10 protein-coding genes are annotated in these 13,294 nt (G+C 70.2%); 6 read left to right on the forward strand and 4 right to left on the reverse strand.

Going from position 1 to position 13,294, the window contains the following annotated elements; translation table 11 throughout:
- The first annotated feature begins 394 nt into the window (after positions 1 to 394).
- Positions 395 to 2,221 (forward strand): AMP-dependent synthetase/ligase, encoded by a 1,827-nt coding sequence (locus ACGFX9_RS18820; RefSeq protein WP_393472745.1) that lies wholly within the window; start codon positions 395 to 397, stop codon positions 2,219 to 2,221.
- Here ACGFX9_RS18820 and ACGFX9_RS18825 read toward each other — a convergent pair.
- Both ACGFX9_RS18825 and ACGFX9_RS18830 read right to left on the reverse strand, forming a co-directional pair.
- Entirely contained in the window at positions 2,187 to 2,501 is a 315-nt protein-coding gene (locus ACGFX9_RS18825; protein ID WP_393472748.1) for an AzlD domain-containing protein, read from the reverse strand. The two genes, ACGFX9_RS18820 and ACGFX9_RS18825, sit on opposite strands and share 35 nt — an antisense overlap.
- Positions 2,498 to 3,301, reverse strand: a complete 804-nt coding sequence (locus ACGFX9_RS18830) for an AzlC family ABC transporter permease (RefSeq protein WP_393472751.1) — start codon at positions 3,299 to 3,301, stop codon at positions 2,498 to 2,500. Before ACGFX9_RS18830 ends, ACGFX9_RS18825 begins: the two co-directional genes overlap by 4 nt.
- A gap of 96 nt (positions 3,302 to 3,397) precedes the next feature.
- Between ACGFX9_RS18830 and ACGFX9_RS18835 the strand changes: the two genes are divergently transcribed.
- Positions 3,398 to 3,979 (forward strand): helix-turn-helix domain-containing protein, encoded by a 582-nt coding sequence (locus tag ACGFX9_RS18835; protein WP_393472754.1) that lies wholly within the window; start codon positions 3,398 to 3,400, stop codon positions 3,977 to 3,979.
- A 277-nt stretch (positions 3,980 to 4,256) separates the two neighbouring features.
- On the opposite strand, the gene ACGFX9_RS18840 is transcribed toward ACGFX9_RS18835, so the two are convergent.
- Positions 4,257 to 4,460, reverse strand: a complete 204-nt coding sequence (locus tag ACGFX9_RS18840) for a cold-shock protein (protein ID WP_018528239.1) — start codon at positions 4,458 to 4,460, stop codon at positions 4,257 to 4,259.
- Positions 4,461 to 4,796: 336 nt separating this feature from the next.
- On the opposite strand from ACGFX9_RS18840, the gene ACGFX9_RS18845 reads away from it, so the two are divergent.
- Complete coding sequence (locus ACGFX9_RS18845) at positions 4,797 to 5,675, forward strand: menaquinone biosynthetic enzyme MqnA/MqnD family protein (RefSeq protein WP_393473951.1); 879 nt, start codon at positions 4,797 to 4,799, stop codon at positions 5,673 to 5,675.
- Between the two features lie 126 nt (positions 5,676 to 5,801).
- Entirely contained in the window at positions 5,802 to 7,430 is a 1,629-nt protein-coding gene (locus ACGFX9_RS18850) for a serine/threonine-protein kinase (RefSeq protein ID WP_393472756.1), read from the forward strand.
- Positions 7,431 to 7,535: 105 nt separating this feature from the next.
- Here the strand turns inward: ACGFX9_RS18850 and ACGFX9_RS18855 are convergent, their stop codons facing one another.
- Positions 7,536 to 12,218: an FtsK/SpoIIIE domain-containing protein gene (locus tag ACGFX9_RS18855; protein ID WP_393472758.1), complete on the reverse strand. Its 4,683-nt coding sequence runs from the start codon at positions 12,216 to 12,218 to the stop codon at positions 7,536 to 7,538.
- A 309-nt stretch (positions 12,219 to 12,527) separates the two neighbouring features.
- Here ACGFX9_RS18855 and ACGFX9_RS18860 point away from each other — a divergent pair, with 309 nt between their 5' ends.
- Both ACGFX9_RS18860 and ACGFX9_RS18865 read left to right on the forward strand, forming a co-directional pair.
- A complete protein-coding gene (locus ACGFX9_RS18860; RefSeq protein ID WP_249588461.1) occupies positions 12,528 to 12,830 on the forward strand; it encodes a WXG100 family type VII secretion target in 303 nt (100 codons plus the stop codon).
- A 108-nt stretch (positions 12,831 to 12,938) separates the two neighbouring features.
- Positions 12,939 to 13,292, forward strand: coding sequence for a hypothetical protein (locus ACGFX9_RS18865; RefSeq protein WP_393472760.1), 354 nt, complete (start codon positions 12,939 to 12,941; stop codon positions 13,290 to 13,292).
- The last annotated feature ends 2 nt before the right edge of the window (positions 13,293 to 13,294 follow it).

Consider the following 13,294-nt stretch of genomic DNA (forward strand, 5'->3'; position numbering starts at 1 on the left):
GTGTCGCCACTCCACTCCCCGGTCCACCCCGCCCCGCCCGGGCCAGGGGTGACACGCGCCGGGACGGAGCGAGCCGTGCGGTACCGGGGGCGGGGGCAGGGGAGCACCCCGCGGCCTTCCCTGCTGTCAGACGCCGGACAGGCCGGTGAGCGCCCCGAAGCCAGCGGCCAGCGGACGGCGGCCAGCGGACGGCGGCCGGCGGTCGGAGGCCCGGCGGCACCGGCGTTCAGCCGCCCAGCGCGGCACAGGCGTTCGCTGAGGCCGGCGCCTCGGCGATCACGCCGCCCCGGTATCGAAGGCCAAGCCCGACGCGCAACGCCTGAGCTCCGCGGCCAACCCCGCTGACGCTTCCCGTCATCCCACCCGCGCCCGCCCTGTCCCTAGCGTCATAGGCATGCAGCCGACCGAGCGCCCCGAGACCTTGGCCGTCCTCACCGAGTGGGCGGCCGACCGCCACGGCAAGCTGCCCGCCCTCCGCTTCAAGGGCGAAGGCGGGGCGTGGGAGGAAGTCTCGTACGAACAACTGCGCACCGAAGTAAGGGACTTCGGCCGGCGCCTGCTCGCTCTCGGCGTCCAGCCGGACGACCGCGTGGCGATCCTCGCCGAGACCCGCCCCGAGTGGACCTACGCCCACTTCGCCACCTTCGCGGCGGGCGCGGTCGTCGTCCCCGTCTACCCGACGGCGGGCGACGAGGAGGTGGAGTGGGTCATCGGCGACTCCGGGGCATCGGTGGTGATCTGTGAGAACGCGGCGCAGGCAACAAAGATCGAGCGCCTGCGGCCACAGCTGACCGGCGTACGGCACGTGCTGCTCATGACGTCGAGCGAGGAACACCGCCCCGCCCCGGGCTCAGCCAAGACCCCCTCGGAGCCACCCGCCCCTCTCCTCGCCCGTGCCCGAGCCCGTACCCCCGCCGACCTCGCCACCATCATCTACACCTCCGGCACCACCGGCCTCCCCAAGGGCTGCCTCCTCACCCATGGCAACCTCGGTGCCGTCCAGTCCGCCACCCTCCCCCTCATCGAGGGCGGCCCCGGCGATTCCACCTACCTTTATCTCCCACTGGCCCATCTCCTCGCCCAGCTCATCGAGTTCACGACCCTCATCGAAGGCGGCGAGCTCTGCTTCTTCGGCGGGGAGATCGAGAACGTCGTGGCCGAGCTGGCGGAGGCGAAACCCACCCATCTCCCTTCCGTGCCGCGCCTGTTCGAGAAGGTGTACTCGGTGGTCCTCTCCCTCGCCGAGTCCCAGGACGGAGGGCGTGAACGCTTCGAGGAGGCGGTACGCATCGGCGTACTCGCGGCGGACGGAGCCCTGCCGCCCGATCTTCAGGATGCGTACGAGGCTGCCGACAAGGCCCTCTACAGCCTGGTCCGGCAGGCGCTCGGAGGCCGTGTGCGGTGGGCGCTGACCGGCGGCGCGCCCATCGCCCCGCACGTCGTCGACTTCCTGCGGGCCTGCGGCATCGAGGTCTACGAGGGGTACGGGATGACCGAGTCGGCCGGGGTCATCAGCCTCAACCACCCGGGCGCGGTGCGCTACGGCACCGTCGGCCGCCCCATCACCGGCTGCGAGGTCCGCATCGCCGACGACGGAGAGGTGCTGGCCCGTGGCCCGATGGTCTTCCCCGGCTACCACGCGGACCCCGCCGCCACCCGCGAAACCCTGGACGGCGAGGGCTGGCTGCACACCGGCGACCTGGGCACCCTCGACGCCGACGGCTACCTCAGCATCACCGGCCGCAAGAAGGACCTGATCATCACCTCCGGCGGCAAGAACCTGACCCCCTCCCTCAGCGAACTGGCCATCCAGCGCTCACGTTTCGTGTCGCGGGCGGTGATGGTGGGCGACCGGCGCCCCTACCCCGTGGCCCTGATCACGCTGGACGCGGAGGAGGTCAGCGGCTGGGCGGCCCGCGAGGACTGCCGTCTCGCCGAGCCGCTCTCCCGTGACCCCCGCGTGCGCGCCCTCGTCCAGGACGCGGTGGACGCGGCGAACGCGACGGTCTCGCACCCGGCCCACATCCGCGAATTCGCCCTCCTGGACGAGGACTTCACGGTGGATGACGGCCTGCTCACGCCGAGCCTGAAGGTGCGCAGGCGCGCGGTGACGGAGCGGTACGCGGAGGTGGTGCGGAAGCTGTACGAGGGACCGCGCGAGCCGCGCGGTCCCGGCCCCGTTGCTGCTACGCCACCCCCGCGAGACGCAGCAGCGCCGTAGCCGCCGCCGCACCGACCACGACCACGGCGAACGGCGCCTTCCGCCACGCGAGCGCCCCGCCCACCAGGACGCCGAGGGGCCGGGCCCACCCGGCGAAGTCGTGCCCTTCGGTGAGCGCGCCGGTGGCGAGCAGCGCGACCAGCAGGACGGTCGCGCCGATGGCCAGCAACTCCTGCACCCGGGCGGGAAGTTCCACCCTCCCGTGCAGCAGGGGCCCCGCGAGACGGAAGGCGTACGTTCCCGCGGCGAGGACGAGGACACAGGCGAGGTAGGCGTTCACGAGGCGCTCCTCTCGGAGGGATGGGCGTCGGTGAGGTGAGCGTCGGTGGTGTGAGCGGCGCGGGCGGGGCGGCGCGGCCCGCGCCGCGCGGCGAGCAGCCCAAGGAGCGCGAGCAGTACCGGCACCCCGGCGGGCAGCACCGGAGCGGCGGCCACCGCGATGACGGCTCCGGCAGCCGCGGCCCGCCGCGTCATGCTGTCGCCGCGGAGCGCGGGCAGCACGAGCGCGAGGAGCACCGCCGGGAACGCGGCGTCGAGCCCGAACCGGTCGGTGTCGCCAAGCGCGGATCCGGCGAGCGCGCCCCCGAGGGCGCTGACGTTCCATACGGCGAACAGCCCGAGCCCCGATATCCAGAACGCGGCCTTGCGCCGCTTCCGGTCGGGCTGGGCCAGCACGAAGGCCGCGGTCTCGTCGGTGATCAGATGCGCGCCGAGGAACCGCGCGGCCCAGGACCGGCCGAGACTGTCCGCGACGGCCAGACTGAACGCCGCCGTACGGGAGTTGAGCAGCAGCCCGGTAGCCGCCGCGGCGGCGGGACCACCGCCCGCCGCGAGGATCCCGACCGCGCTGAACTGGGCGGAGCCCGCGTACACGAGCAACGACATCAGGACGGGAACCCAGACGGGCAACCCGCCCGCGACGGCGATGGCACCGAAGGAGACACCGACGACGGCATCGGCGACCCAGACGAGGCCGATGTCGCGAAGGACCCCGCGGGGAAGGTGGGAGAGCCGGACGAACCCGTCGTTGGTTGGGGTCGTTCGGCTGGGCGGGCTGTCTGTTCGGTGTGACGAACGCATACATCGTAGGATGGACAGAGCGAGCGCCGTTCGTCAAGGCGAACGAATGGTCCGCTATAGCGAACAACCGACGATGGACGGCAAGGAGCACGCCACATGGCGCGAGACGTGACGGACGGGGGAACCCCCTCCCGCCTCCCCCGGGAATGGATCGCCGCGGCTCTGCGCCGCGAGCGCGCCAAGGCGGGGATCTCGCTCTCCGAGCTGGCCAAGCGGGCCGGGATCGCGAAGTCGACGCTGTCCCAGCTGGAGGCGGCGACCGGCAACCCCGGCATCGAGACGGTATGGGCTCTAGCCGTGGCGCTCGGCGTGCCGTTCAGCGTCCTCGTGGAGTCACCGGCGCCCGCCGTGACGGTGATCCGGGCGGGCCAGGGCCCCACCATCCACGCCGAACAGGCCTCGTACGCCGGTACGTTGCTCTCCGCGGGCCCCTCCGGCGTCCGGCGCGACATCTACCACGGCGCCCTTGAGCCGGGTTCGGTACGGGAGTCGGAGCCGCACATCCCGGGGTCGGTGGAGCACCTGGTCATCTCCACGGGCCGACTGCTCGCGGGCCCGCATGACGAGACGGTGGAGCTGTCGGCCGGCGACTACATGTCGTACCGGGGCGATGTCCCGCACCTGTACGAGGCGTTGGAGACGGGCACGACGTTCGTACTGGTAATGCAACACGTGTAGCCGAGCCCCCGCCAGAGGCGCCCCGATCAGGGGCGCGGGGAACGGCGCGAGGCCCCGTCAGGGGCGCGGGGAACGGCGCGAGCAACCACAACAAGCCCGCACCCAAGAACCCGGCAGCAACAAAGCACTCCCCCGTCCAGGGCGCCCACGCCAGAAAAAGGCAGGAGCCCCGCCTCAACCGCTCACGCGGGGAGGCAGGGCTCCTTGGGTACTGCTATCCATGTCCGGATCAAGTCACCGGAACTGTCACACGCCCCATTCACATGGGGCGCCCCCACTACTGGGGGGTGACGTTCTCCGCCTGCGGACCCTTCGGGCCCTGCGTGACGTCGAAGCTCACGGCCTGGTTCTCCTCAAGGGAGCGGAAGCCGTTTGCGTTGATCGCGGAGTAGTGGACGAAGACGTCGGGGCCTCCGCCTTCCTGGGCGATGAATCCAAAGCCCTTTTCGGCGTTGAACCACTTCACGGTTCCGGTAGCCATAAGCCCTCCTTGGGCCAAAGGGTTGCCCTGCTCCAGAACCTGCGATTGTTGAAACAACTGCATAAGTCTGAAAACGACGAGAGCCTGCGGGTTACATGCTCCGCAGGCTCTGTACTGCAAGGGAAACCAAACTGCAACTTGCGGCGAGCTTAGCACGCAGGCAGCCGAATGCAATAGGGGGCTAGATCACGTCACCCGGATGTTTGACGGACCCCCCAGAGGGGTTGACGGACCAGGTCCGAAGCTCTTGACAAGGACGGGATCAGGGCCCCGCTTTCTGCACCGTACCGCAAGGGGGCTAGCCTCCCCGATGTGGACAATTCTCCCGTTGGCACCATCGCCGAGGCGGGCTCCGACCAGCCCCTCGGCCTTCGCCGTACCCCGCGCCCGCGTGTCGGTCACATTCAGTTCCTGAACTGCATGCCCCTGTACTGGGGGCTCGCGCGGACCGGAACCCTGCTCGACTTCGAGCTCACGAAGGACACCCCGGAGAAGCTCAGTGAGCAGCTGGTGCGGGGCGATCTCGATATCGCTCCCGTCACCCTCGTCGAGTTCCTCAAGAACGCCGACGATCTCGTCGCATTCCCCGATCTCGCGGTCGGCTGCGACGGCCCGGTGATGTCCTGCGTGATCGTCTCGCAGGTACCCCTCGACCAGCTCGACGGCGCCAGGGTCGCGCTCGGCTCGACCTCGCGTACGTCGGTGCGCCTTGCGCAGCTGCTGCTCGCCGAGCGCCACGGCGTACAGCCCGACTACTACACGTGCCCGCCCGACCTCGGCCTGATGATGCGGGAGGCGGACGCCGCCGTACTCATCGGGGACGCGGCCCTGCGCGCGAATCTGATCGACGGGCCGCGGCTCGGTCTCGACGTGTACGACCTGGGCCAGATGTGGAAGGACTGGACGGGTCTGCCGTTCGTCTTCGCGGTCTGGGCCGCCCGCAAGGACTACGCGGAGCGCGAGCCCGCCGTCGTGCGGGCGGTGCACAAGGCGTTCCTCGCCTCGCGTGACCTCTCCCTCGAAGAGGTCGGCAAGGTCGCCGAACAGGCCGCGCGCTGGGAGGCCTTCGACGCGCAGGTCCTTGAGCAGTACTTCACGACGCTCGACTTCCGGTTCGGAAGCGCGCAGTTGGAGGGCGTCACGGAGTTCGCGCGCCGGGTCGGGGAGACCACGGGCTTCCCCGCGGATGTGCGAGTGGAGCTGCTGCGCCCGTAGTCGGGCACTGCACTGTGGGGTTTGGCGGACGCCCTCTCGGACTACGCTGATCCGCGAGGATCGCGTGCGGCCTTGCTGGTCCGCGCGCACCGACAGTGTGCGGCGCGTCCGGGGGAGGCCTTCGTCATGCACCCGCTCGATCCCGGCGAACCCACTGCCATCGGGCCCTACCGCCTGCTCGGCCGGCTCGGCTCGGGCGGCATGGGCCGGGTCTATCTGGGGCGCAGTTCCGGCGGCCGTACGGTCGCCGTGAAGGTCGTCCATCCGCACTTCGCGCAGGACGAGGAGTTCCGCGCCCGCTTCCGGCGCGAGGTCGAGGCGGCGCGGCGGGTGGGCGGCGACTGGACGGCGCCGGTGCTCGACGCGGACCCGGAGGCTTCGGTTCCGTGGGTGGCCACGGGGTACGCGGCCGGTCCTTCCCTGACGGAGGCGGTACGGGAGTCGGCGGGGCCGCTGCCCGGCCACTCGGTACGGGTGCTGGGGGCGGGGCTCGCCGAGGCCTTGTCGCACGTACACGGTCTCGGGCTCGTCCACCGTGACGTCAAGCCGTCGAACGTCCTGCTCACGATGGACGGCCCGCGCCTCATCGACTTCGGCATCGCCCGCGCGACGGACGGCACCGCCTCGCTCACGTCGACGGGCGTCTCCATCGGCTCGCCCGGCTATATGTCGCCGGAGCAGATCCTGGGCAGGGGGATCACCGGGGCGGCGGACGTCTTCTCGCTCGGCGCGGTCCTCGTCTACGCGGCGACGGGCGATTCGCCTTTCCCCGGCGACTCGTCGGCGGCGCTGCTCTACAAGGTCGTTCACGAGCCGCCCGAGCTGGGCGCGATGGAGGGCGAGCTGCGGGCCGTCGCGGAGGCCTGCCTGGCGAAGGACGCGGCGGAGCGGCCGTCCCCGGATGAGCTCGCGCGACGCCTCGCCCCGGAGGGCGCGGGCCGCCTGGTGGCGGCGGGGTGGCTGCCCGGACCGCTGGTGGAGCGGGTGAGCCGGAGTGCGGTGCGGCTGCTCGACCTGGAGACGGGGCCGGTCCTGGAGACGGGGCCCGTCGGCTTCAGCAACCCTTCGCTCGGCGGGGTGTTCGGGCCGCCGGACGAGTCGTACGGGGCGCCGGTGGACGAGTCGTACGGGGCGCCGGTGATCCCTGCGGTGCCGAAGCCGCCGGACTCCCCGCCGGGGAAGCTGTCTCTCTCCGTGGCCGCGACCTCCGTGCCGGAGGGGCCGAACGGGCGTGGGCGCAGGCTGAGTTGCACGGTGGCGCTCGCGGTGGCCGGGGCGCTGGCAGCCGTGACGGTGGGTTCGGTGTTCGTCTTCAGCCTGATGTCGGGCGGCGGGTCCGACGACAGCGACAGCAACGCGGACAAGCAGCAGCCACCAGCGGCGACCGGCGGGCAACGGCCCGGCGAGGTCCCCGCCGCGTACGCCGGAAAGTGGACAGGCGAGGCTTCGGCCGCGAACGGGACCGTGCCGCTGGGCACCTTCGACGTGACGGTGCGGCAGGTGAAGCCGGGGGAACGCCTCGGGACCGTGACGCAGAACGACCCGATCGGCAACACGTGCGTGGACGACCTGACGTTGAAGTCCGCCTCGCGGAAGGAGGTCGTGGCCACCGGGCGCGGCGCGGAGTCCAACGGCGGCCAGTGCTCGCAGGCGACGCACACGGTCCGCCTCCGCCTCGACGGCAAGGTGCTCCGATACACCTCACAGGACCCGAAGGCGGGGAACCCGGCGGCGGAGCTGACGCGCCAGAAGTAACGACCGCCGGGCACGCCCCAAAGGGCCTGCCCGGCGATCGGCAACGACGAGCATGCTCGCCGATCGGCAACGACGTGACCGCGGCTGAACCGAGGCCACGGCACCTCACATCGGCGTCGTGACCGTGACGGGCTCCCCGCTGCCCGTGTACAGCAGGCCCTTGCCCGGCGCGATCGGCCCGCCGACCATGCTCCGGGTCGTACGGATACCGATCAGCTCACCGCTGGAGGAGTCCTGCGGGGAGAGCAGGATCCCGCGGCGGCCCTTCTTCGCCTCGACCTGCCAGCCGGAGAAGCCACCGCACACCTCCTCCTCGTCGCCGCCGATGATGAGGCCGAGCCCGCGCTCGGAGCCCCGCTGCACGAGGCGCTTGAACTCACGCTCCGCGTCACAGTCCTCCAGGACCTCACCGTCGTCGATGATCCATACGATCGGGTCCTCGGGCGACGCCGACTCGACGACCTCCTTGAAGTCGTCGCTCTCGATGTCGTCGTCCATGAAGACCTTGAGCACGCCTTCCTGACCGTCCAGTTCACGCAGCGGCGAGGGACGCGGTGCGGCGATGACCAGGCGTACGCCCTGAGTGAGATAGGACCGCGCCAGGTTCATCAGCGTCGTACTGCGGCCGGATTTCGCAGGCCCCGCGACGACGAACGTAGGCACGCCCTGCGCGAGGTCGGGGCCAAAGCCCATGATGTCGTCGCCGCCGATGCCGGCAAGCGCCCACAGCTTGGAGCGCGAGGCCTCGGGGTCACGCATCTCCCACGCGTCGGCGAAGTTGATCCGGCTGGGCAGGCTGTCCACACGGAACGGCTTGCGCGAGCGCGGCACGTCCGCGTCACGGGCAGCCGCCGCCTCGCCGATCTCGGAGATCGCCGCGGCCTGGCCCTGACCCGTTGAGTCCTCGGCGAGCAGGGCGAACTGCGTCTCCGTGCCGTGCTCGTTCTTGAAGCCGCGGCCCGGCGGGATCTCCTCCGGCACCTTGCGCGCGTTCATGCCCAGCATCGAGAAGTCGGAGCGGTCGGCGAGCCGCAGCCCGTACTTGTCCTCGGTGAGCGAGGCCATGCGGCCGATGAGGACCTGGCGGTCACCGGTGATGACCAGGTGGATGCCGACGCTCGCGCCCTCACGCATCATCGCCTGCAGCTCGTCGGTCAGCTCGCCGTGGTCGTACTCGCCGAGGGTCGGCAGCCAGCCCTCCCAGCGGTCGAGGAGCACCACGATGTGCGCGAGCCGCTCCTCCTCGGCCACCGCGGCCCGCTGCTCGCCGATGTCGGCGAAGCCCTTGTCGGCAAGGAGGTCCTGGCGGCGGGTCAGTTCACCCTTGAGGCGCGTGACGAGGCGCACCGCGCGCTCGGTCTGGTTACGGCTGACGACGGCGCCGCAGTGCGGAAGCCGGGTCAGCGCGTTGAGGGCGCCGTTGCCGCAGTCGATGCCGTAGAGGTGCACGTCGGCCGACGAGTGCGTACGGGCGAGGGAGCCCGCGATCGTACGGAGGATCTGCGAGCGGCCGCTTCGCGGGGCGCCGCCGATGAGCAGATGCCCGAAGGTCTCGAAGTTGACCACGACCGGGCGGCGCGCCTGGTCGGCGGGGATGTCCTCAAGGCCGTACGGAGCCGGGGCGAGGGAGCCCGGCTTGTCGCTTCCGGCGGGCAGCGGGATCTCGTCGAGCTGGAGCGTCTCGGAGAGCGCGGGCAGCCACGGACTGTGCTGGGCGGGGATGCCCATCGTCGCGTTCGCGTCGCGCACGGCGTCCACGAGCACCTTGAGGTCGGTGATCTCCTCCTCCTCGCGCGCCGCGGCCTTGGGCTTCACCAGGGCGGCACGGCCCAGGTCCTCCCACCCGAGCGGACCCGCCCAGGGCGCGAGGAGCGCCGGGTCGGTGGCGCCGGGCCTGCGGCCACCGACACGCCCTGACTGGAAGGGGACGAGCGAGGCGTGACCGAGGCGGACGTAGGCGCGGCCCGGGGTGCTCTTGGAGATGTGGCCGGCTTCGGGGGAGTCGATGACGTCGCTGGACTCCGCGCCGTCCGTCACGCGCAGGGCGATGCGGAGGTTGGTGTTGGCGCGGATCTCGGGAGACACGACGCCGCTCGGGCGCTGGGTGGCGAGGAGCAGGTGAATGCCGAGCGAACGGCCACGCTGGGCGATGTTCACGAGCCCCGTCACGAAGTCGGGCAGGTCACGCACCATGGAGGCGAACTCGTCGATGACGATGAGAAGCCGGGGCACGGGCGGGTTCGAGGGGTCGCGGCGCACCAGGTCCTGGTAGTCCTCGATGTCTTTGGCGTCGGCGGCGGCGAGGATGTGCTCGCGTCGCTTGAGCTCGGCGCCGAGGGATTCGAGGGCCCTCTCCACGAGGTGCGCGTCGAGGTCGGTGACCATGCCGACGGTGTGCGGCAGCTTCACACAGTCCTTGAAGGCGGACCCACCCTTGTAGTCCACGAGGACGAAGGTCATGTTCTCGGGCGTATTGGCGACGGCGAGCGCGGCCACGATGGTCTGCAGCAGCTCCGACTTACCGGAACCGGTCGTACCGGCGATCAGGCCGTGCGGCCCGTCGCGCCGCATGTCGATGCCGAAGGGACCGTCGTACGACTCACCGATGACGGCCATCGTCGACTGGCCGCCCATCCGCCAGCGCGCGGTGATCTGGTCGGGCGTCGGCGGCTCCAGCTGAAGCACGTCGAGCAGCCGGCTGGAGCCGGGCAGCGCCGAGTCCTCGGTCTCGCCGCTGATGTCCCGCAGCGGGGACAGCGCGCGGGCGAGGCGTCCGCACCACGCGGCGGAGACGAAGTCGGGGCGTACGGAACGGATGCGGGCGGCGCCGGTCTGCTCGACGCGGAGCCGCAGTTCGAGAGGCTTCTCGTGGGCCTGGTCGCTGTCGTCGGCCGTGGGATGCCAGGCCTGGAAGGAGGGGAAGCCACCGGGAACGTCCGGGGCGGGTTCGGGGCTCGACCCGGGGGAGCGGGTCGGCAGACTGATCTCCTCGGGCCGCGGCTCGGCGATCACGACGGCCTGGCACTCACCGGGCAGGAACCGCTCCTCGTCGTCGAGGCAGAGCGCGAACATGGACACGGCGGGCCCCTCGCGCAGCAGCTTCACCACACCGGGCATGGACCGCAGCCGCCGTGACCCGTCCCAGACCACCACGATGTCGGGGTCGCCGAAGGAGGCGCCGCCCTGCCGGTTGTTGTTCTCCTTGGCGGCCTTCTGCCGGGCGGCGAGAATCTGCGTCAGCTCACCGATGCGGGAGCCGACGGTCTCGGCGTCCGTGCCGATCAGTACGTTCGCGTCCTGCGCCCCGGAGGGCCGCGAGTGCGGCAGCCAGCGCGTCCAGTCCCAGGTGGCGCGGGCGGAGTTCTCCGTCAGGACGTAGAACTGGACGTCCAGCGGGCTGTGAAGCACCGCGGACTGCGCGACCGCCCAGCGGCCGAGGGCCTGCGCGGAGTCGCCGGGGCCCGCTATGCCGATGACGCCGAGCTTGCGCAGCGAGAGCGCGACGGGCGCGTCCTCGATCTTCCAGGTGACCTCGCGCTTGTGGTCGTCCTGCTCGGGGTCGTCGAGGACGACCTCGGAGTCGAGCCGCCCGGTGCCGACGCGCAGCAACAGGTGATCCTCATCCGTCCTGCGCCGCTCCCACAGCCGCGTACGAGGCCCCGTACTGAGGGAGAGGATCCCCGCGGGACTGAGGATGGCCTGCCGCTTGTCGAGCCGCTCGGCGACGAGGGCTTCCTGGGCGTCGTTCTCGATCCGCTCCTTGTGTTCGTTGTACTCCTTGACCTGTTTGGCATGGGACTTGCGCCCATGCTTCTTGTCCATGAAGTAATTGCCGAAGAGGATGAGCGGACTGAGCGCCGCCATGATCAGGTAGTACCAGCGCTGGAAGATCATCACCGATACGAGGGCGCCGACGAGCGGCGTGAGCGCCATCAGCCAGGGCAGCGGCCGGGCCTCGAAATCACGTACGGGATTGGGCAGCTTGAATTTCGTCTGCCGCTCGGGCGGGCGGAGCCGGGGAGGCCGGTTGTAATCGAGACCGGTGCCGTCCTCTGACCATTTGAGGGCGGCATTGGGCGGGGTATAGCGGTCGAGTTCGAGGAGGGTATTGCCGACGGCGATTTGCGCACCGAGAGGCCATTCACCCTTGTCGCGCTTTTTGCTTCCGCGATCCTTGCCGCCGTCATTCTTCCCCTTACCCCCCTTCTTTCCCGTCTCGCCGTCCTTTTCACTCTCGTCGACGTCGGCGAACTTCTTGCCCTCAAGGGTTACGCCGTCTATGTCACCATGTACGGCGACTTGGCAGGTGCCATCGGTTGCAACTGACAACGTCAGGGCGCGCGTCGGCAGTTCGGGATCTTCGATGCGGATGTACGAGGCGGGCCCGCTGCCGATGTCGTAGCGCCCGATGCCGAGCCGGTGCACGGCGCCGGCGGCGGGCCCGCCCGCGACGCGCAGTTCGACCAGGCCGGTGGGTTCGCCGGGCAGGCATCCCGCGGGGTCGTGCAGGCTGACGACGGCGCCCTCACGCAGCGGGGAGGTCCCGATGGTGGCGGAGGCGTCGATGGGATAGCCGTCCACGAAGACGACGGGCGCACCGCCCTGGCCGCCGCCGGGCTGGAGTTGATGCCCGCCGATCGGAATGATCTGAGCGTCGCCGCCGCCGTACCCCACATGTGAGGCCAGCTCCTTGGCGATGTCCCCCATGGAGGACTCAGGATCGGCGTCGAGCACGACGTCGGCGTTGGCGCCGCCGAGCGGATCGACGACGGTCAGAGTCAGGCGCACGATCGTCCTCCCCTTAAGCCCCTTTTGACCGCTTCCGGAACGCGGTCTCGGTGGCTGATCCACAGTGCCTGTGAGGCTGTCCACAGTGCTTGTGACGATAGCCGCTCCACCCTTCCCGCAGGCAACGGGCTGTGCACGAGCTCATAGCAGAGCTGTGACTCAACCGGGGTGTGCTCACTTCTGCCCCACCCGTAAGCTGCTGACCCAAGAGCGGAAGATCGCACGAACGGCCACACGGCCTCCGAGCGGCCCGCACTGAGGAGCCAAGGGGGATGGCCCTGCGGCGAGTTGGATTGGATGTGAAGCCACATGGCCAAAGACGCTGATATCACTTATGAGGAGATGCGGACCGCGGCGGGCAAGCTGAACGACGCCAAGGACAAGATCGATGAGAAGCTCGACGCTCTTGAGCGCTTCATCGAGAACCTGGTGAAGAACGGCTACACGACTCGCAAGGGCTCGCAGGCCTTCGAGGACTCCTTCAAGGAGTTCAAGAAGGGCGCCAAGGACACCATCGAGGGCCTCACGGGCATGGGCAAGTTCCTGACCAGCGCCGCGAAGGCGTACGAGGACCTGGACGACGACCTCGCGAGGGGCGTCAAGGGCAAGTAGTCACGCCCTTGGTCCGAGGCAGTGGTAACCCGGTGCGATGAGCCGCCTGCGCGGCGGCTCTCGCACCGGTCGTATGTCGGCGTCTTGTGTTGAGGCCGTGAGTCGGTTGTGAATGCACGTGAGGGTATTGGGGCGCTTGTGGGCGGCGGAGGCGGACGCACCCAGCTCGACCTTGATGTGATCAAGGGAATGGGTACGGGGCTCAACAACGTGAAGAAGGCCTTCGAGGGTCTTGAGGATCTCGGCGGCAAGTACGAGGAAGACTTCGGCAACGGTGACCTCGCAGACAAGTTCGGGGACTTCGCGGACAACTGGAAGCTGAGCCGTAAGCGCCTCACGGACGAGGTCGACGCGCTCGCCCAGATCGCCAAGGCCGCCGCGGAAGCGTACGAGAGCATCGACCACCAGCTGGCCGAGGCGATCCGTGACGCGCAGGACCCCAAGCCGAAGAAGAAGGGGTAGCC

Origin of the sequence: Streptomyces sp. NPDC048436 (assembly GCF_043200355.1) — a bacterium.
GTDB lineage: Bacteria > Actinomycetota > Actinomycetes > Streptomycetales > Streptomycetaceae > Streptomyces.